Genomic DNA, 19,447 nt, shown 5'->3' on the forward strand with positions numbered 1-19,447 from the left:
GGTCCTTCCTAGAGCAAGGTTAAAGCAGCGAGCCAAATCGCTTGACGTAGAGGCTCTTAATTATGGTGATAAGAACCATATACCCGCTCATGAGTGCAGTTAGCCATCCAAAGAATGATAAAGGTAGCGCAACAAGACTCAAGGGCTGGGCGAACACCGGCAGATACGGAAGAGCGCTGACCACAATGATTCCCGCAGTGGTTAGAGCAAGCAGCGATGCCGATGGCATGCTCTGAATAAACGGAATCTTATTGGTTCTGAGCGCGTGGAGAACAAAGGTCTGGGTCCACATGGATTCGATGAACCAGCCTGTTTGGAAAGACAGAATAAAGAGTGCTTGAGCAGAGGTGTTTCCAGCTGCAGCAAGTTCTGCCCAGGTTCCTCCGGCAAGTGCGGGAGAGACTACAAAGAACATGAGGGCAAAGGTCAGCACATCAAAGATTGAACTGATAGGACCAATCCAAAGCATAAAGTTTGTAATTGAATGTGCATCCCAAGAGCGAGGGCTTGAGAGGAACGAATCGTCAACGTTGTCCCAAGGAATCGCAATGCAGGTAACGGTATATGCAAGACCCAAGAGAAGCAGCTGAAGCGCGCTCATTGGCAAGAATGGTAGGAAGAAGCTGGCCACCAAAACGGACAGCACGTTACCAAAATTGGAGCTTGCGGTTGCTTTGATGTACTTGATGGTGTTGCCATAGGTTCTGCGACCCTCTTCAACGCCGTGCTCAAGTACCAGCAGATCCTTCTGCAGCAAAATGATATCAGCGGACTCTTTTGCCACGTCAACAGCGGTGTCAACGGAGATTCCTACGTCGGAGGAGCGCATTGCAGCAGCATCGTTGATGCCGTCACCCATGAAGCCGACCACGTGGTTGTTGGACCTGAGTGCAGAGACAACACGAGCCTTTTGCATAGGGGAAAGCTTTGCAAAGAGCTGGGTCTTCTCGACACGCTCTTTGAGCTGCTCATCGTTAAGGTTCTCTACGTCGCTACCAAGCAAGAGCTCGTCAACGTGGATACCCACCTTCTTGCAGACGGCAGCGGCAACGCCTTCGTTATCGCCGGTAAGTACCTTGACCTGCACGCCTCTCTGGTTGAGCTTGGCAATTGCCTCGCGAGCGCTTTCTTTTGGTGGGTCCAAAAAGGCAAGGTAGCCAATGAGTACCATGTCGCGCTCATCGTCTACACCAAACTCGCCGACACCACGAGGGTCACTCTTCTGAGCAACGCCAACTACGCGCATGCCTTCCTGATTGAGCTGGTAGACGCGGTCCATAACGTTCTTGCGCTGAGCGGGAGTCAGCGGTTTGATTTCAGAGTCCAGGTCAACAAAGGAGCATGCGTTGAGGACTTCTTCAACGGCGCCCTTGGTGATCATATGCGTTTTGTTAGTTTTTGTATTTCTCACTACAACGCTCATGCGGCGACGCTCAAAGTCAAATGGAACCTCGTCGATTTTTTCATACTCAATGCTCAGCAGGTTAGTGGGCAGCTCATCGTTTGAAGTCTTGATAATTGCCTTGTCAATGAGGTTTCGAAGGCCCGTCTGGAAATAGCTGTTCAGGTACGCATGGCGGAGCACGCGAGGATCCTCTTCGCCCAGAATGTTGAGGTGGCGCTCAAGCACAACCTCGTCTGCGGTGATGGTGCCGGTCTTGTCGGTGCACAGGATGTCCATAGCGCCCAGGTTCTGGATTGCCGCCGGGTTCTTGACAATAACGTCCTGCTTGGCCATCTGTGTTCCACCGCGAGAAAGGCAAGTGGTAACAATAACAGGCAACATCTGAGGGGTAATGCCAACGGCAACAGAAACGCTGAAGAGCAGCGCGTCAAACCAGTCACCCTTAAGGAAACCGTTTGCAAAGAACACAATAGGGCACATGATTAGCATGAACGAGACAAGTACCTTAGAGACGGATTTGAGACCCTCGTCAAAGCTGGTCTCGCCAGAAGGTTGCTGAAGCAGCTCGGACATAGTGCCTACGTAGGTTTTATTGCCTGTTGTAATTACCACTACCGTTGCACTTCCCGACTGAACGGTAGTACCGGCAAACAGCAGGTTTGTGCACTCAGAGAGCGAGAGGGGATAGCGTGTACCATCCGCGCGACGGCGAGCGTGCACTACACCAGCAGTTTTCTCGACGGACTCTGATTCTCCGGTGAGCGCAGTCTCGTTGACAAAGAGGTCCTTGGCGTCCAGAACGCGGCAGTCTGCAGGAATCATGTCTCCCGAGGCAAGGCGGATGATATCGCCAACGACTACCTGTTCAAAGGGGATCTCTTCTCCCAGAGCAGAAGCAAGCTTGGGCTCTTCAGGAGCTTCCTCTTCATCGGCAGCGTCTTCGGCGTAGTCGGCAGCTTCATCTGCGGCGTATTCATCAGCAGCGTCATCCTCGAAGTCCACGGCGGCATTTACGGCGTCATTCGAGCCCTGTTCAACGCCCTGGTCCACACCCGAGTCATTAAAGTCGATGGGACGACGGATTACTCTTGTCGTTGAGGTTACCATTTTGGAGAGCGCGGCCGCTGCCGAGGCTCCCTTGGAGCTCTGGACAAAGTCGATGATGCCGGAGATAAGCACCATTGCGGTGATGATGACGACGGTTGACGGGTCCTTCTCGCCATCTGCGGCAAGGGCCACGTTAGTGACGTAAGAAATGCCTGCGAGCGCAATCAAAATGAAGGTGAAGGGGCTTGCAAAGCTTTTGAGCAGGCGGATGATAAAGGGCTCCTCAGCGGCACTGGTGATAACGTTTGGGCCGTCGAGGTCGTATTTTGCCTGCGCAATGTCAATGGCAAGGCCGTCCGGGGTGGTATGGAACTTTCTACAGACGCTCTTTACCGAGTGTGTTGCGGCAAAGGTCAATGACTGTCCAAGCTCTCCCGAGGTGGTCTGAGCTGTCTTTGTTTGGGTTGTCTTTGTTTGAGTTGTGCGCTTCATGATTGCCATGTGCACCTCCGATGATTAGCGAAAACGAATGACTAACTGGTTGGTGTATGACGCAAACTGAAAGCGTTCTGTTATGTGCGGGACTTGAAACCGGATGATCCGAAACCGGGCACATAGATTCATATATCTACAGGATTGCTCTATAAACCTGCAAATTTATATCCCTATAGGCTTGCGGTGCAGTAAAAATTAAAGCTTTTGAATAAGAGGTTTCTTTATATCCGTCACACATAAATGAACAGGGTCAGCATCTGCTGTCAGACGTAAGCTGCTACTTCGACTAGGCATATAAAGCACCTCCTTATATTGGAGTTCTGCAAGGGACGTCCAGTAAAGCGTGGCATCTTGCGATGGACGGACGTCACGTCTATTCAGACATCTCTAAGAGTAGTTGGGTTGACGACTTTGGTCAACCTATTACTATATATCTTATAAATAACGTGTTTAATCTGCGTATTTATTTGCCGCGATATGGCGAGAAACCCTGTCGAGCAGTAACGCAGAGAAGAAACGACAAGCAGAACGACCAAACGCCGTACACAGCACTCTTGCTAAGAAGGAGCATCTCATGGGCAAAGTAATTGTATTTGGAAGCTTGAACATGGATATCTCCATCGAGGCCGATAAGATGCCTCAGCAGGGCGAGACTATTGGCGGCAAAAATCTTGTCACCAGCCCAGGCGGAAAGGGCGCTAATCAGGCAGTTGCTGCGGCTCGAATGGGCGCGGACGTTCACATGATTGGCGCGGTTGGCGCTGACTCGTTCGGACAAGACCTCAAGCAGTCGCTTATTGGCTACGGGGTCAATGCAGAGCAGGTAGATGAGCTGTCTGGAGTCTCCACGGGTGTTGCTGTGATCGTGCGCGTGGGCGGCGATAACCGTATCATTTTGGACCACGGCGCTAATTACGTTCGCACAACCGACGACGTGAAAGCGGTGCTCGATCGCATTGCAGAGCCAGGAGATGTGTTCTTGACGCAGTTTGAGTGCGAGTTGTCGACTACGTTTGAGCTTATCAGATACGCACATGAGCTGGGACTCTATACGATGGTGAACCCATCGCCATCGGCCACCATGACCACCGGTCTTCTCGCCAGCGTGGACGTGCTTTGCCTGAACGAGATTGAGTTTGCAGATTTGTTTGGCGAGGGCAAGATTAGCCCGCTGGCAGATCCCGAGGCTGCGGTGCAGAAGGTGCTTGCAAGTGGCGTGGCTACTGCGGTGTTGACGCTGGGGTTCAAGGGCTCCATTGCTGCTGACTCGCACGGCGTGTACCAGCAGGAATGCTACCACGTGGACACCGTGGACACTACCTGTGCGGGCGACACGTTTATGGGTACGCTTGCTGCGTTCCAGGCATCGGGGCAGCTAGAGGGGCACGACATCAAGCGGGCGCTTGACGTGGCCGCGAAGGCCGCAGCGCTCGCTACCACTAAGGTTGGCGCTCAGCAATCAATTCCAACGTATCGGCAGGTAGTTGAGTTTTAGGTTAAAATTGCAGTGATCGTTGCTCCATAATTTGCAGCTTACACGCAGTTCAAATGGCTCCAACTAAGTCCAAACGCAGTCTACACGCAGTTCAAACGTAACGTACACGCAGTTCAAACGCACAAAGGAGACTTATGACAACGCTTTCAACTAAGACGCGCGTCATCATTGACACGGATCCCGGCATTGACGATGCCATTGCGCTGGGATTTGCCCTGGCCGCAAAGGCGCTGGATATCAAGCTTATTACTACCGTTAGCGGAAATGTTGGCATCGAGAACGTCACCAATAACGCTCTCAAGCTGCTCAAATTCTGGAATCAGCATGTGCCTGTTGCGCGTGGTGCTGCCGAGCCTCTGCTCAGAAAACCGATGGACGCAAGCGACGTCCACGGCGCTTCGGGCATGAGGGGCTACGAATTTGACGGCATTCAGCCAGACTGTCTGCTCGAAGAAACTGCACTTGAAGCGCAGCGTCGCGTCATTATGGAGGGTGCTTCGGCTGGCGAGAAAACCACGTTGGTGACGCTTGGTCCGCTGACAAACATCGCACTGCTGCTGAAAGCATATCCACAGGTCAAAGAGCATATCGAGCGCATTGTTATGATGGGCGGCGCTCTGACCCGTGGAAACCTTGGCGTCATGTCCGAGTTTAACGTGGGTGTTGACCCTGAGGCAGCAAAAATTGTCTTCGCATCCGGCGTTCACGTGGCCATGGTTGGCCTTGAGGTGGGCGACGCCGCTCGCGTCATGCCTGAGGACATCGAGAGCATCCAGAACTCCGGCAAGAGCGGAGACATGCTGGTCAAGCTGCTTCTCAACTACCGCGTTCACTACCAGGAGGAGGGATTCAGCATGTACGACCCAACGGCCGTGGCCTACCTGCTGGCACCTCAGATGTTTGAGACCAAAGACGTGTTTGTGGACGTCGAATGCGCTGGAGGCTTAACCGCTGGCTGCACCGTCGTTGACCTGGCCGGATATCTTGGCGAGAAACCCAATGCAACCGTATGCGTGGGCGTCGACCAAAAGGCATTCCGCACTTGGTTTGTCCACCAGATCCAAAAGTGCAACGTCCTCGACGGCTCCGCCCTCGCGGTCGAAGGCGTGCTACTGGACTAGGGTATTGCAAGGGCAGTGTGCTGTTGGACTAGATGCTGCTGAACTAAGATCGTCGCTCCAAAACCTACAAGAAAAAAGCCTCTTCTCGCCATTGAGAAGAGGCTTTGTTGTGCGTAAAAGTGCTGGTTGGTAACGTTAATTAGCCAATGATGGTCATTACGATAGGAATGACAATCGCAAAGAGCACCGTTGAAGTCGCAACAACGTTAGTTGCAAATTTGACGTCAGCTTTACCCTCGTTTGCCAGAATTGGCAGAACGGTTAGCGCTGGAACTGCGGCCTGGATGATAAACGTTCTAGTTTCAAGTACGTTCTGTGTACCAAACACGCCGGTAAATGCCATGATTACGCCGACCATAATAAGCGGGGCAATAACAAATTTACCAATAAGCGCAATTGCCGTGTCACGGTCAATTCGAATGCTCGAGAGTCCCGTCTCCTGCAAAATAATGCCAATGTAAATCAGTGAAAGTGGCGTTACTAGGTTGCCTAAATACGTAAGACCAGTGTTTACAACTGCTGGAACAGGGATGTTGAACACGAGAAAAACGAGGGCTACTAAGAAACCAAGCAATGGTGGTGGTAACAACTTGCTGATATTGAATTTGTGCTCAGCGGCGTTGGTTTTCTCGCCATCATTTTCTGTTGGCATTGGATCACCGTAAATGAAGAAGATTCCAATTGCCCAGGTAGAAATAGTGTTCATGATGTAGTACACCAAGAAGTACGGTACGGCATGCTCGCCAAAGAGCGCAAGATTAAGCGGCATACCAATGAAGATGGTGTTGGCATTTGCAAAGGTATTGAGCATCAAGCCTCGGCGACCTGGTTGGACGCGGAAAACGTTGATAACCAAAAATCCTACGACATAAGACAAAGCAAAGCTAATCGCTGCAATAAGCACCGAGGGACCAAGCTGGAGCAGCTGATTGAGAGACAAGTTTTTTAGGACCGCTACAAAAATTGATGCAGGAAGTGCCACATTCATGATGAGCTTTGACGCCTGACCAGCAAATGTTTCATTGAGCCAGTTGATCTTCCTAAGAATATAGCCAAGCACAATAATCAAAATGATAGGCAGCACATTCTGTAATGATGTCAAAAAGACAGACATACTATGCCTCTAACTCCTTGTAGACAGGGAACCACTTAAGGGCGTCAACTGCCTCTTTTGCATCGGCAATTGGCTCGCGGTTCAGACCCTGCCTAATTGCCTCCTCTGCAACGCCAACAGCAATACGCTCGGAGAACTCAGTAATCTTGGAGACTGGAGGAAGAATTGCCGCACCAGGCTTTGTGGTGTCGACGATTCCGCCAAGCGAGTGAGCTGCGAGGGAAATCATCTGGTCTGTGAGCAGGCGAGCCTTTGATGCAAGTGCACCAAGTCCAAGGCCTGGGTAAATCAGAGCGTTGTTAGCCTGACCGATTTGGTAGGTTACGCCGTTCAGCTCTACGTCATCGGATGGAACGCCGCAGGCCACAAGTGCGCGACCATCAGTCCAGGTAAGCAGGTCCTGGGCGGTTGCCTCCGCAAGCTTAGTTGGGTTGGACAGAGGGAAGACCATGGGGCGCTCGCAATGAGCTGCCATTTCGCGAATAATCTCTTCAGTGAACGCTCCATAAACGGTAGAGGTTCCAACCATGATTGTTGGGTGAACCGTCTTTACAACGGCCGCTAGGTTGGTGAGGTCGTCAGCGTTTGCGAACTCAGAGCGCTTGCGAGCAAATGGCTTCTGCTGTGGAGTGAGGTTGTCCATATCGTCGAAGAGTAGGCCCTGACGATCTACCAGGTAGAAGCGCTTTCGAGCCTCTTCACGGTCCATTCCCTGGTCCACAAATTCCTGAAGTACACGCTCAGCGATGCCACAACCAGCAGTTCCTGCGCCAAAGCAGAGATATACCTGGTCGACGAGTTTCTCGCCAGAAATATTGAGGCCGCCGAGGATGCCTGCAAGGGTAACAATACCAGTGCCCTCGACGTCGTCGTTGAAGACAGGGTAGGTGTTCTTGTAGCGGTCCAGGATTGCTGCAGCGTGCGAGCGGCCGAAGTCCTCGAAGTGCAGGTAGAGATTAGGGAAGAGCTTCTCGACGGTGGTTACAAAGTTGTCAATGAATGCGTTATAGCGGTCTTCATCAACGCGCTTGTGACGTTCGCCCAGGTATAGCGGGTCATCGAGAAGTTCCTGGCGGTTGGTGCCAGCGTCAATGACAACAGGCATGATGCGATTAGGGTCAACACCAGCTGCGGCAGTGTAAACCATGAGCTTGCCAACGGAAATTTCGACACCGTTAGTGCCCCAGTCGCCAATACCCAGGATTGCTTCTGCGTCGGTGACGACAATCAGGTCGATGTCTCTACCTGCGGCTGCGTTCTTCAGCGAGGTTTCAAGGTCCTCAGGACGATCAACTGACAGGAAGCATGCATACTGTGGATCGACATAGCGCTGAGAATACTGCTCAATATCTGGTGCGATGGTTGGATCGTAGACGATAGGCATGAACTCTTCAACGTGCTTGGAGAACAGGTTATAGAACAGCGTGCGGTTCTCAGAGAAAAGCCTCATGAGATAGTGACGCTTTGTCTCGAGGTCAGGATATTGCTGGAAAAGCACGTATGCCTGCTCAGCTTGCTCCTCGATGGTCTGAATGTTTGGAGGTAGAAGTCCTACTAAGCCATACTTCTGACGCTCCTCCTGCGTAAAAGCGGTTCCCTTGTTCAAAAATGGATCATTCAGTAGTTCAAAACCCGTCTTCATGATGCCTCCTTAGTGCATCAGCTGTAATAATTGCCGTATTTGGCGCAGATAGAATATGTTTTCTATCTGCGATAACAATACCCATATTCTGTTACGTATTTACGAGAATTAGAAGAAATCTCCTTCTTTTTTTGAAAAGATTTTCTTACTAAACATATATGTTCACCTGTGCATATATAAATTTGGTTAAACTGACAAGGTGATGTTTTCAAATCCCAAGGTGATGTTTTCTAATCCTTTTGAAAGAATCGTTTTAACGGAGAAATGTAAGACAGAATTAATGCCAACTGCGGTTTTGCTGAGCGCTTGTCATGCAAGTGGTAAAAAATGCGTTTAGTTGGAATATGCAGTAGCGATTAGTTTTTATGCAAGCCATTTAACTGCGGTTTTGTTACGGATAAAAATAGCAAAATATGGACACTTTTTGTCACCTGCGCAAACGCAAGTTAGGAATTTCCGTGATCGTGATTTGACTTCCAACTAAACGGATTTTTTACCCAAAAGAGGGGTCTAATTTTGGTGAGTCAAATTGTTGATACAAAACTCCGTATAAACAAGGTGGAATATGCAATTTTCTCGGGTGATTGGATGTTGCTCGGTAAATTGGATAGCGGCCAGCCCTCAAAGTGACGTTATTTCACTACAACAGCTCCTTCGGGAAGTGCGATATCCGCGTCGGTTGCAATTAAAAGGTTGTTACCTGGTGTTTTAGGAGTATCAGGCCACTCGGGCACGTAAGCGATATGCGTAAACTCCTGCGCAAAGACGTTTGCCACCTGGGGAAGTATCGTAGACCCGTGGCCTTCGAGCGGACAGCGAACATCGGCCAGATACACACCGCCATCTGCAAGTTTTTCTTTAACCACTTGCGCGCCAGCCGCTGTTCCCAGAGGCCCAAGTGATTTTCGACCAGCAAACACTTCGTTTACCAGCACGTCAATGCTGCCATCTTCTGCGTCCTGCAACACCTTCCACGCATCATCTTCGATGACTCGTAGCTCGCTTGAAGCTGCACCCAGCGCTTCGTCCAGAAAGAAATGCTCGCGCGCAAGCGAGACAATTTTCGGATCAATCTCAATCGCGTCAATTACGCCGCCGCTCATGTGCGTAGCCAGGTGTTTTGGCAGCGAGAAACCTCCGCCGCCCATGACTACAACGTGACCCCGAGCAGATACCTGCTGGATGACCTTCGCCATCATGCGGTGATAGTGGACGCAGAGCTCGAAGCGCAGTTCAGGCGCAATGTAGCTCACGGACTGGAAGGTGCCATTAACGTTGAGCAGCCTAATGGGCGTACCGTCGGCGTCCTCGGAGTCAAAAATCATCGTGAGGCCAAATTTTGTACGCGTCACAAAAACGCCTCGAGCACGCAGAATTAACAGAAATAGCTGGTAAATGCCAATAATGGCAAGCCCCGCTACGGTCGACCAGATAAAAAATGTCCAAAAATCATGTAAGACCATGTTAATTCCTTGTTAGTAAGGTTTCCCTCGGTTATACTAGCCGATACGGCGTTTTTTCTGAACGCTTTTACAGGAAAAGATTTTCTGGGGGTTTATATGATTTTAGGACTTGGTATTCCTGAGCTTCTGATTATTGTTGTTATCGTCATGGTTCTCTTTGGACCTAAGAACCTTCCAAAGCTCGGCAAGGCTGTCGGCGAGACCGTTAAGAGCGTTCGCGAGGGCATGGAGTCTGAGACCAAGGAAGAAGCCAAGGAGCCAGAGGCTGAGGTCGTTGAGGACGAAGAGTCCAAAAAGGCTGAGTAACCCCATCTCACACGTATAGACCGACTGACCCATCAACAGAAAGAACACGATGGACACTACTAAAGAGATTGTACTTACCCCAGAAGGCCGTCAGAAGCTTGTCGATGAGCTGGCTTATCGTGAGGGCGAGAAACACGACGAGATTGTTGAGCGCATCAAAGAGGCACGTGGTTTTGGTGACCTTTCTGAGAACTCCGAGTATGACGCTGCAAAAGAAGAGCAGTCTCACAACGAGTCCCGCATCAACGAGATTCGCCAGATTCTCTCTGTCGCAAAGGTTGTCGAGGGCGGCAGCAAGCGCAACGTCACCGTTGCAATCGGCACAACCGTCGAGCTTGCTGATGCAAAAGGCAAGACAACTAAATATGTAATTGTTGGTACTACTGAGACTAACTCCCTTGAGCACAAGATCTCTAACGAGTCCCCAGCTGGCGAGGCTCTTATTGGTCACAAGAAGGGCGACGAGGTTGAGTTCACCACGCCAAACGGCAAGGTGAAGAAGTACACCATTACCTCTATTACTCGCTAGACTGGCACAAAAGATATTTGGTCGCCCCGTGTCCGTCTGGCGCGGGGCGTTTTTACGTGGAGGATACATGTCCGAAGTAGAGAACAACATCGCTGGTAGCTCGGTCGCCGCAGAGAACGCTGCCGCAACCAGCGCAGAGAACGCTGCTGCAACCGGCGCCGACGCAACCGAAGCCACCCCAGAGGCTTCCATCAACGACGAGCGCGCCCAGCGCAAAGCTCGTCGCCAGGCACTGCTTGACGCCGGCGTTGACCCATACCCAATCAAGTCAACTGTCACCGCTCACGTCGCTGAGCTGGAGGAACGCTACGCTGACCTCGAGGATGGCCAGACTGGCGAGGAAGTCTATTCCGTGGCCGGCCGCGTCCGTGCCATCCGCAACCAGGGCAAGATCGCGTTTGTCGTGGTAGAGGACTACACCGGCCAGATTCAGCTTTTCTGCCGCATCAACAACCTTGACGAGAAGAACTGGGAGCTCCTGGGTCTTCTCGACCTTGGCGACATCATCGGCGCAACCGGCGCTATCATGCGTACGCGCCGCGGCCAGCTTTCCCTGGCAGTGACCTCGCTGGAGGTCCTCTCCAAGTCGCTGCGTCCTCTGCCAGAGAAGTTCCACGGCCTCACCGACCGCGAGGTCCGTTATCGCCAGCGCTACGTTGACCTCATCATGAACCCGGAGGTCCGCGACGTATTCCGCAAGCGTTCCCAGATCATCTCCATTATCCGCCAGTTCATGGAGGCAGACGGCTACATGGAGGTTGAGACCCCTGTTCTCCAGGAGATTCTTGGCGGCGCAAATGCAAAGCCATTCATTACGCACTACAACGCTCTGAACACCGAGAATTACCTGCGCATTGCAACCGAGCTCCCGCTGAAACGCCTGCTTGTCGGCGGACTTGAGCGCGTCTACGAGCTTGGTCGCCAGTTCAGAAATGAGGGTACCGACCTCACGCACAACCCAGAGTTCACTTCCATGGAGGCATACGCCGCCTACTCTGACCTGGCCGGCATGCGCGAGCTGTCCCAGAACCTCTTCCAGGAGATTGCCCGCAAGGCTTGCGGCTGCGAGGAGGGCCACGAGGTTATCACGTACCAGGGCACCGAGGTTGACCTCTCCGGCAACTGGCGCGTTGCGTCCCTCGCAGAGATTGCGTCCGAGGTCACCGGCGAGGAGCTCTCCATTGACACCCCTGTCGAGAAACTCCGTGCAGTCCTGGATCGCTACGAGATTGAGTGGAACCCAGAGTGGCAGGCCGGCAAGCTTCTGTTTGAGATCTACGACGAGCTTGGCGAGAAGAGCATCGTAAACCCAACCTTTGTCTGCGATTATCCTGCAGAGGTTTCTCCGCTCACCAAGCGCAAGGCAGATGATCCTCGTCTGACCGACCGCTTTGAGCTCATTATCTGCGGCGCCGAGTACGCAAACGCATACTCCGAGCTCAACGATCCTGTTGACCAGGAGGAGCGCTTTGCCGCCCAGATGGAGGCCAAGCGCCAGGGTGACGAAGAGGCTATGGAGTACGATTACGACTTCATCCGCGCACTTGAGTACGGTATGCCACCAGCGGGCGGCATAGGCTACGGCATCGACCGCATGATGATGCTCTTCTGCGATCAGCCTTCTATCCGCGACGTTCTTCTCTTCCCACAGCTCAAGCCCGAGAAGCGCTAAGAGCTTGAGCGCACTGCGAATTCAACGCCCGCGACATATCCACAATGAGACTTAAAAGCTTGTGACACGCCTGTCTTAAAATCCTTTGCATTCACACGATAGTCACATCAATTAAAGCCGGTACCTGCACTTTTACGGGTACCGGTTTCTTGTGATTGTGGACGTTACCTTTTGGGTACATACCTATCCAAATCAAGATAGTTTTGAGAGGTTTCAGCACATGTTTGATAAATTCACTGACAGAGCGCGTAAAGTCATGAGCCTGGCTCAGGACGAGGCTCGCGGTCTTGGCCAGATGTATGTTGGTACCGAGCACCTGCTACTTGCTCTCATCAAAGAGGGGGAGGGCATTGCTGCTCAGGCTTTGGCTAAGCTGGAGGTCTCGTATGATGAGGCCCTAGCAACCGTAAAAGAGCTCACTACAGGCGCAGGAGATCCTATTCCTGGCGGCCACATTCCGTTTACTCCTCGCGCAAAACGCGTGCTAGAGGACGCGTATAGAGAGACCATGACCCACGGTCAGAGCTATATTGCAACAGAGCATCTGCTTTTAGGCATTGTGTCTGAGGGCAATGGTCGCGCTATGGATGCCCTGCGTACCATGGGTGTTTCGGGCGACGCAGTAAGAAACGCCGTTGATGAGCTGGTTGCTCAGACTCCAGAAGACGCGCCTGCTGGTCCTCGCATGGCAGAGCCTCGCATTGAAGGTGGCATCTTTGGCATGCCCGTCGGTGCTGGTCAGATGCGTCCTAACACAAACGATGACGCCTCCATGCTGGAGCAGTTTGGCCGTAACCTTACCAAGCTTGCCGCAGATAAGAAGCTTGACCCCGTCATTGGCCGTGACCGCGAGATTGAGCGTGTCATGCAGGTTCTTGCGCGTCGTCAGAAGAACAACCCACTTATCCTGGGAGACCCTGGCGTTGGTAAGACAGCCATTGTTGAGGGCTTGGCTCAGCTCATTGCTTCCGGCAATGTTCCTGACATTCTGCGCGGAAAGCAGGTTTGGACGCTTGACCTGGCAAGCTTGGTAGCTGGCTCTAAGTATCGCGGCGAATTTGAGGACCGCATGAAGAAGGTTGTTGCTGAACTGGAGAAATCCAAGAATGACATCCTCTTCATCGACGAGATTCATACCGTCATTGGTGCCGGCTCCGCAGAAGGTTCTATTGATGCTGCGTCCATCCTTAAGCCACCGCTGTCTCGTGGAGAAATCCAGGTCATCGGCGCAACCACGGCAGAAGAGTACCGTAAACATGTCGAGAAGGACGCTGCATTTGAGAGGCGTTTCCAACCTGTCAATATCGGTGAGCCAAACAACGATGACACCATTTCTATCATTCACGGTCTACAGGACCGCTATGAGAAGCATCACCACGTTCACTATACAGAGGCTGCCATCAAGGCTGCCGTTGCGCTTTCGAGCCGCTACATCCAGGACCGCTTCTTGCCAGACAAGGCCATTGACGTCCTCGATGAGGCTGGCGCTCGTGCACGCATCCACAAGATGAGCCTTCCTCCAGAGATTGCCCAGGTAGACGCAGATCTTCTCCGCGTTCGTACCCAGAAGTCTGAGGCAGCAAGCGCTCAGGAGTTTGAGCAGGCAGCTCGTCTGCGTGATCAGGAGAAATCCCTGGTAGCAGAGAGGGATCGCTTAGAGACTGAGTGGCGTGAGCAGCTAGACAAGAACATTGTTACCGTTGACGAGGACGATATTGCAAAGGTTGTCTCTGGCATCACTGGTGTTCCTGTTTCCAACCTCACCGAGACTGAGGCTTCAAGGCTGCTTCGTACAGAAGATATCCTTCACCAGCGCGTTGTTGGTCAGGATGAGGCTGTTGTTAAGGTTGCAAAGGCAATCCGCAGAAGCCGTAGTCCTCTCAAAGACCCTAAGCGTCCTGGCGGCTCCTTCATCTTCTTAGGACCTTCCGGCGTAGGTAAGACTGAGCTTGCAAAGGCCCTGGCAGAGTTCCTGTTTGGCTCTGAAGACGCCCTGCTATCCTATGACATGTCCGAGTACATGGAGCGTCACACTGTAGCTAAGCTGGTTGGCGCACCTCCAGGATACGTGGGCTACGATGAGGGCGGCGAGCTCACTAAAGCTGTTCGTAGGCGTCCATACTCTGTTCTGCTCTTTGATGAGATTGAGAAAGCACATCCAGACGTCTTCAACATCTTGTTGCAGATTCTGGACGAGGGCCGCTTGACTGACGGTCAAGGCCGTCACGTGGACTTCTCCAATACGGTTGTCATCATGACATCCAACATTGGCGCTCGCGAGATCGCCCGCACCAATACTATGGGCTTCTCGTCAGAGGGTTCTAAGGGTCTGTCTGACAAAGAGATTACCAGCCGTGTTATGTCCGAGCTCAAGCGTGGATTCCGTCCAGAATTCTTGAACCGCGTGGACGAGATTGTTGTTTTCAAGTCGCTCTCTACCGAGCAGCTTCGTGGCATCGTTGACCTCATGGTTCTTGAGCTGCGCGATCGCCTGATTGCCAACGGCATGTCCATTGAGCTCACCGAGGCCGCAAAGGACCTGATTGCCAAAGACGGAACCGACCCTGTCTACGGTGCTCGTCCGCTGCGCCGCACCATTCAGTCTATGATTGAAGACCCACTGTCTGAGGAGCTTCTCTCTGGCCAGTGGACCGCAGGCGACATTGTTGCTGTTGATGTTGACGCTGAGGGCAAGAAGCTTGTGTTCACCAAGACCACGGGCGTTATCCCTGAGCCTCGCAAGAAAGAGACAATGGCGCAGCTTGATCAGATGGATGTCAGCATGGGACCATCCTCGCTGCCGCAGGGTAGTGCAGGCGGTTCGTCCGACCTGATGTCCTCCGCCGAGTAAGACACTCCGACCCGAGGTTCTGCCTCGGGTCTTTTTGTATCGCAGCTAAACGCACAGTTCTCTTGGCAGAAGCTCTTGGCGAGAAACCCGTCTTCTTCAAACCGTCACTACACGCGCCGGCAACAAAACCGTATACTTGAAATGTTGAAACAAATTGAAGCCGTAAACGTACCAGATCGCAAAACGCAGCCTGTAAGCTGCAAGTAATTGAGGGAGAGCCATGGAGCCAACGCAACTTGATCCAAGCGCAACAGAAAACGAGGACCGTATTGCCACCGCTCTGAAGATGACTGCCCCTGGCACAGCGCTCCGCGTTGCACTGGACATGATTATCGCTGGCCGTCTGGGCGCCCTCATTTGCGTGGGAGATACAGAAAACGTCCTTGCTGCGGGCGGAGATGGTTTCAAACTTGATGTTTCTTTCACAGCAAATCGATTGTTTGAGCTCTGCAAGATGGATGGCGCTGTGGTGGTGGACAAAGATCTCACCAGAATTCTGCGCGCCAACTTCCACCTCAATCCTGATGCAACGCTTCCAACTGCAGAAACAGGCACTCGCCACCGTACTGCCGCTCGCATGAGCTTGCTCACCAAGTCTATTGTGATTGCAGTGTCTTCTCGCCGTTCGTTGATTACGGTCTACGTTGATGGTCACGTTATTCCGCTAAAGTCGGTACCAGCCATTATGTCTACCGTCAATCAGCTCTCGGTTGCTATGCAAAATACGCGCCAGCAGCTTGATCGCGCGCTTTTACGCCTAACCGCTCTTGAGCTTGATAACTACGTCACCCTGGGCGATGTAGCAGGCATTTTCTACCTGTTTGAGGTTCTTTTGAGTGCCGCTGATCAGCTTGATTCTTGTCTTTTGGAGCTAGGTAGCGAGGGCAAAACCACCGCTATGCAGCGCGAGGAATATTTGGGCGGTATCGACGAGGCCTATAACCTGATGATTCGCGATTACGCTGTAGATTCTTCCGCTGAAGAGGCGCGCGCCATTCGCCGCCGCTTCCACGAGACGGCTAACACCGAGCTCCGCTCCGCAGAAAGCGTTGGCCAGATTCTTGGCTACTCCGATGGCCGCGGAGAAGATGCATCCATGGAGCCTCTGGGCCTGCGCACGCTTTCCCGCGTTCACGTGGTCAACGATGAGATTGCGGCCAGAATTGTTGACGCTTACGATAACCTGCAACAGCTGCTTCACGTTGCAGAAAACGATACATCAAGCCTCAAATCTCTGGGTGTCGAGAACCCCGGTGCACTTGCTAACAGTCTCCGCAGAATGTGGGGTAAGTCGGAATAATGGCTGCAAGCAGCACCTGTGCAAAGGTCGTGTCAAAGCCACGTCCTTCTCGCTTTTCTACACATGGAGCAAAAGCCGATACCGTTGCCGTCATTGTGGCCGGTGGCATTGGCGAGCGCTTTGGGTATCCTGATGGCAAGCAGTTTATTTCTGTCTGCGGTCTTCCGCTGATGAGCTGGTCAATCCTTGCGTTTGATCACGCGCCAAGTGTGGCTCACATTGTGATTGCTTGCTCTGACGAGAAACGCGCTGCAGTTCAAGAGGGTGTTGTGGGCAAGCTTGTACTCCACAAGCCTGTTCACTTTGCAACGTCTGGTGCTACCAGACAGGAATCGGTTTACAACGCGCTCCAGGTAGTGCCTGCTGGATATGATTTTGTTTCTGTTCATGATGCGGTTCGTCCGCTCATTGAGGTAGAGACTATTGAGCAGGTCATTGGTACAGTTCGCAAGTCGCCTAAGATTGCGGGAGCAATTTTGGCTCACCGCGCAACTGATACGCTAAAGCGCGTAGATGGTGCAACCATTGTAGATACGCCTGACCGCTCAACGTTCTGGGCTGCTCAAACCCCTCAGGTGTTCAAGACACGTACACTTCTTGAAGCCCACGAAGTAGCTCGCCAGGAAGGCTACCAGGGAACCGATGACTCGTCGTTAGTTGAGCGACTTGGTCTTACCGTGCTGTGCGTTGAGTCGCGACGAGAAAACGTGAAGGTCACGTACCCGTCTGACCTTGCAATTGTTGAGGCTACGCTCAGCCGTCGCCTGGTAGAAGGCGCAACCGGAAGTGGGGCTGTAGAGTGAGCATGCCAGAGCTTAAAATTGGCCACGGATACGATGTTCATCGCCTGGTAGAGGGCAGAGATCTTATCTTAGGTGGCATCAAAATTGAGCACACCAAAGGTCTTCTCGGCCACTCCGATGCCGATGTTTTAGCTCATGCGCTTATGGATGCCCTGCTAGGAGCTATGCGAGCAGGCGACATTGGTCAGCTTTTTCCTGATACAGACCCTGCTTATGAGGGTGCTGATTCTATGGTGCTCCTGTCCCATGTTATGCAGCTTGTTCGTAATGAGGGCTTTGAGCTTCTGGATTGTGATTGCACCGTTGCAGCTCAGGCGCCTAAGTTGCTCCCTCATCGCGATGCTATGAGAAACCGCATGGCTGAGGTCATGGGTGTTTCGCCAGATAAAGTTGGCGTAAAAGCAACCACTACCGAAGGCCTTGGCTTTGTAGGCACTCAAGAAGGCATTGCTGCCTGGGCAGTTGTACTGTTGGGACGTAGCGCGCAATAAATTACAGCTCTACGATATGGTCGGCTGCCTCCACCACTTTAGGGTCATGAGATATGAGAAGTATTATGTGGTCCTGCTTGACCTTCTTGAGAAGAGTAAGAAGGACATCAACACTGTTTTGATCTAACGCAGAAGTTGGCTCGTCAAGCAACATGACACTTGGATTCATAAGCATCATGCGGATAATTGCAATCTTTTGCTTTTCTCCACCAGAGATAGCAGAGCTTCGTTCAGCCAGGCGAACATCAAGATTTTGATCGTCACCAAGCAGCAATTTTTCCAGGTTGAATAGCTTGATATAGCTGATTATCTCTTCATCTGTTGGTTGGTTTTTGCACAGCAGTGTCAGATTATTTCTTACCGTATCGTCAACAATGCTTGGCTCTTGCTCGGTAAATCCAAGCGTATTTTTTCGAAGTTCATACTGATTAATTTGAGTTAACAAATCCTCATTAATAGCAATAGTGCCTGATAGGTGAGAAGACCACTCTCCGTTAATGAGCTTCAGAAATGTTGATTTGCCTGTACCGTTTCCACCGGTAATGGCATATATATTTCCTTTTGCAAAACTACAAGACAAGTTGTTCATCAGTACTTTATTGGTATGTGGATAAGAGAAAGACACATTTGTGCAGGTAATTTGATTGACATCGTCTGATGGAACGATAGTTCCAACGGATTCTTGAGATAAATCTAGAATCTGCTCAATTCGATTAAGGCTTACCGTAATGCTCTGATAAGCCATACCAAATTCCATAAGAAGCGTAATAGAACCTAAGAGCGATACAAAATAGCTTGAAATGGTTGCAATATAGCCAGGCTGCAGTGCTCCAAGGAAAATTTGATATGCACAGGTAATAAAGACAATGGCTTGGAATACGGCAATCACAGCATTGTTTAATTCTTGTACGCCAAACTCAAGCTTGTACTGCTCATGAATGGCACTACGAACTTTTTGATTGACGGCATAGTGCTGATTAAAGAAACGCTCAAAGAGAGAATGACGCCTGATAAAATCTACGTCTGTGAATTGGGAGAGCTCAATAGATCCATACTGGGACCGCAGTTCTTTAGATTCTTTGTATCTTTTATAGGCCGAAGCTTGGATTTGCTTATAGATAATAAAACTCACTAGCAACAGAACAACCGTTACAAGGGCGGTTAATGGGTTCAAATATAAAATAATTGCCAGTGTGCCTAAGACAGAGACCATAGTTGTTACAAAGCTCACACATTGTGTAAGTATAAAAATTGAAACGTCATTAGAATCGTTATTTACTGTCTGGCGGTAATGTCCAGAATCATATGACGAGAAAAACGATGAATCTGCATGTTGAATCTTGTCAATTAGCTGTCGCTCAATAGTAAACGCAGAATCAATCTGCAATTGACAATAGCGCGTTTTAGCAAGATAGGAACAGCCGGCAATAAGGATTCCTAGTGCGGCAACTACAGCGCAATAGAAAAGTATCTCGCTCCAAGTAGTTCCCGTAATAAAAAGATTAATTACAAATCCAACAAGAAGAGGTTGGATCACCATAAGTGCTGTGACAAAGAATGACAGAAAGAGAAAAACTGCAAGACTGCCCTTATCCAGAATGGTAGATATACAGTAGCGGATAATGTTAAAAAACTTACTCATTCGAATCACCTTCTGAAGTTGTTAAGAGTAAGATTTCTTGTCTTCTAGTTCTTTGCAGTTTTGATTCAAAT

Annotated in this window: 14 protein-coding genes; 9 read left to right on the forward strand and 5 right to left on the reverse strand. The window is 51.2% G+C overall.

Annotated elements, in window-relative coordinates; translation table 11 throughout:
- Positions 1 to 19: 19 nt before the first annotated feature.
- Positions 20 to 2,953 carry a magnesium-translocating P-type ATPase gene (mgtA, locus tag HMPREF1492_RS03100; RefSeq protein WP_035435813.1) on the reverse strand — a complete coding sequence of 978 codons (2,934 nt, stop codon included), beginning with the start codon at positions 2,951 to 2,953 and terminating at the stop codon, positions 20 to 22.
- Between the two features lie 568 nt (positions 2,954 to 3,521).
- Between mgtA and HMPREF1492_RS03105 the strand changes: the two genes are divergently transcribed.
- Positions 3,522 to 4,442: a ribokinase gene (locus HMPREF1492_RS03105; RefSeq protein ID WP_035435816.1), complete on the forward strand. Its 921-nt coding sequence runs from the start codon at positions 3,522 to 3,524 to the stop codon at positions 4,440 to 4,442.
- Between the two features lie 134 nt (positions 4,443 to 4,576).
- Entirely contained in the window at positions 4,577 to 5,563 is a 987-nt protein-coding gene (gene rihC, locus HMPREF1492_RS03110; protein ID WP_035435819.1) for a ribonucleoside hydrolase RihC, read from the forward strand.
- A gap of 139 nt (positions 5,564 to 5,702) precedes the next feature.
- Here rihC and HMPREF1492_RS03115 read toward each other — a convergent pair whose 3' ends face one another.
- The 3 genes from HMPREF1492_RS03115 to HMPREF1492_RS03125 all read right to left on the reverse strand — a co-directional run bounded on the left by HMPREF1492_RS03115 (position 5,703) and on the right by HMPREF1492_RS03125 (position 9,782).
- Positions 5,703 to 6,677: an AEC family transporter gene (locus tag HMPREF1492_RS03115; protein WP_035435821.1), complete on the reverse strand. Its 975-nt coding sequence runs from the start codon at positions 6,675 to 6,677 to the stop codon at positions 5,703 to 5,705.
- A 1-nt stretch (position 6,678) separates the two neighbouring features.
- The gene (locus HMPREF1492_RS03120; RefSeq protein ID WP_035435824.1) at positions 6,679 to 8,319 is read right to left on the reverse strand and encodes a malolactic enzyme; all 1,641 of its coding nucleotides are present in this window, start codon (positions 8,317 to 8,319) and stop codon (positions 6,679 to 6,681) included.
- 632 nt (positions 8,320 to 8,951) lie between these two features.
- A complete protein-coding gene (locus HMPREF1492_RS03125) occupies positions 8,952 to 9,782 on the reverse strand; it encodes a spermidine synthase (protein ID WP_035435826.1) in 831 nt (276 codons plus the stop codon).
- Positions 9,783 to 9,878: 96 nt separating this feature from the next.
- Here HMPREF1492_RS03125 and tatA point away from each other — a divergent pair, with 96 nt between their 5' ends.
- From tatA to ispF, 7 genes are all read left to right on the forward strand, one after another.
- Positions 9,879 to 10,088, forward strand: a complete 210-nt coding sequence (gene tatA / locus HMPREF1492_RS03130) for a twin-arginine translocase TatA/TatE family subunit (protein ID WP_035435828.1) — start codon at positions 9,879 to 9,881, stop codon at positions 10,086 to 10,088.
- Positions 10,089 to 10,137: 49 nt separating this feature from the next.
- The gene (gene greA / locus HMPREF1492_RS03135; RefSeq protein ID WP_035426995.1) at positions 10,138 to 10,617 is read left to right on the forward strand and encodes a transcription elongation factor GreA; all 480 of its coding nucleotides are present in this window, start codon (positions 10,138 to 10,140) and stop codon (positions 10,615 to 10,617) included.
- A gap of 67 nt (positions 10,618 to 10,684) precedes the next feature.
- The gene (gene lysS / locus HMPREF1492_RS03140; protein WP_035435830.1) at positions 10,685 to 12,289 is read left to right on the forward strand and encodes a lysine--tRNA ligase; all 1,605 of its coding nucleotides are present in this window, start codon (positions 10,685 to 10,687) and stop codon (positions 12,287 to 12,289) included.
- Positions 12,290 to 12,509: 220 nt separating this feature from the next.
- Entirely contained in the window at positions 12,510 to 15,140 is a 2,631-nt protein-coding gene (locus HMPREF1492_RS03145) for an ATP-dependent Clp protease ATP-binding subunit (protein ID WP_035435832.1), read from the forward strand.
- Between the two features lie 220 nt (positions 15,141 to 15,360).
- On the forward strand, positions 15,361 to 16,440 hold the full coding sequence (gene disA, locus HMPREF1492_RS03150) for a DNA integrity scanning diadenylate cyclase DisA (protein WP_035432082.1): 1,080 nt from the start codon (positions 15,361 to 15,363) through the stop codon (positions 16,438 to 16,440).
- Positions 16,440 to 17,243, forward strand: coding sequence for a 2-C-methyl-D-erythritol 4-phosphate cytidylyltransferase (gene ispD / locus HMPREF1492_RS03155; protein ID WP_232215603.1), 804 nt, complete (start codon positions 16,440 to 16,442; stop codon positions 17,241 to 17,243). The genes disA and ispD overlap by 1 nt, the downstream gene beginning before the upstream one ends.
- Positions 17,244 to 17,245: 2 nt before the next feature.
- Positions 17,246 to 17,734: a 2-C-methyl-D-erythritol 2,4-cyclodiphosphate synthase gene (ispF, locus tag HMPREF1492_RS03160; RefSeq protein ID WP_035435836.1), complete on the forward strand. Its 489-nt coding sequence runs from the start codon at positions 17,246 to 17,248 to the stop codon at positions 17,732 to 17,734.
- 1 nt (position 17,735) lies between these two features.
- On the opposite strand, the gene HMPREF1492_RS03165 is transcribed toward ispF, so the two are convergent.
- Positions 17,736 to 19,376, reverse strand: coding sequence for an ATP-binding cassette domain-containing protein (locus HMPREF1492_RS03165; RefSeq protein WP_035435839.1), 1,641 nt, complete (start codon positions 19,374 to 19,376; stop codon positions 17,736 to 17,738).
- Positions 19,377 to 19,447 lie beyond the last annotated feature (71 nt).

Source organism: Atopobium sp. BS2 (assembly GCF_000565075.1).
In the GTDB taxonomy this organism is placed as follows: domain Bacteria; phylum Actinomycetota; class Coriobacteriia; order Coriobacteriales; family Atopobiaceae; genus Lancefieldella.

Bases quoted from the DNA above. Each gene is read 5' to 3' on its own strand.
- tatA (WP_035435828.1), top strand. From the start codon at position 9,879: ATGATTTTAGGACTTGGTATTCCTGAGCTTCTGATTATTGTTGTTATC.
- rihC (WP_035435819.1), top strand. From the start codon at position 4,577: ATGACAACGCTTTCAACTAAGACGCGCGTCATCATTGACACGGATCCC.
- HMPREF1492_RS03120 (WP_035435824.1), bottom strand. From the start codon at position 8,319: ATGAAGACGGGTTTTGAACTACTGAATGATCCATTTTTGAACAAGGGA.
- greA (WP_035426995.1), top strand. From the start codon at position 10,138: ATGGACACTACTAAAGAGATTGTACTTACCCCAGAAGGCCGTCAGAAG.
- ispF (WP_035435836.1), top strand. From the start codon at position 17,246: ATGCCAGAGCTTAAAATTGGCCACGGATACGATGTTCATCGCCTGGTA.
- disA (WP_035432082.1), top strand. From the start codon at position 15,361: ATGGAGCCAACGCAACTTGATCCAAGCGCAACAGAAAACGAGGACCGT.
- HMPREF1492_RS03145 (WP_035435832.1), top strand. From the start codon at position 12,510: ATGTTTGATAAATTCACTGACAGAGCGCGTAAAGTCATGAGCCTGGCT.
- HMPREF1492_RS03105 (WP_035435816.1), top strand. From the start codon at position 3,522: ATGGGCAAAGTAATTGTATTTGGAAGCTTGAACATGGATATCTCCATC.
- HMPREF1492_RS03125 (WP_035435826.1), bottom strand. From the start codon at position 9,782: ATGGTCTTACATGATTTTTGGACATTTTTTATCTGGTCGACCGTAGCG.
- HMPREF1492_RS03115 (WP_035435821.1), bottom strand. From the start codon at position 6,677: ATGTCTGTCTTTTTGACATCATTACAGAATGTGCTGCCTATCATTTTG.
- HMPREF1492_RS03165 (WP_035435839.1), bottom strand. From the start codon at position 19,376: ATGAGTAAGTTTTTTAACATTATCCGCTACTGTATATCTACCATTCTG.
- mgtA (WP_035435813.1), bottom strand. From the start codon at position 2,953: ATGGCAATCATGAAGCGCACAACTCAAACAAAGACAACCCAAACAAAG.
- ispD (WP_232215603.1), top strand. From the start codon at position 16,440: ATGGCTGCAAGCAGCACCTGTGCAAAGGTCGTGTCAAAGCCACGTCCT.
- lysS (WP_035435830.1), top strand. From the start codon at position 10,685: ATGTCCGAAGTAGAGAACAACATCGCTGGTAGCTCGGTCGCCGCAGAG.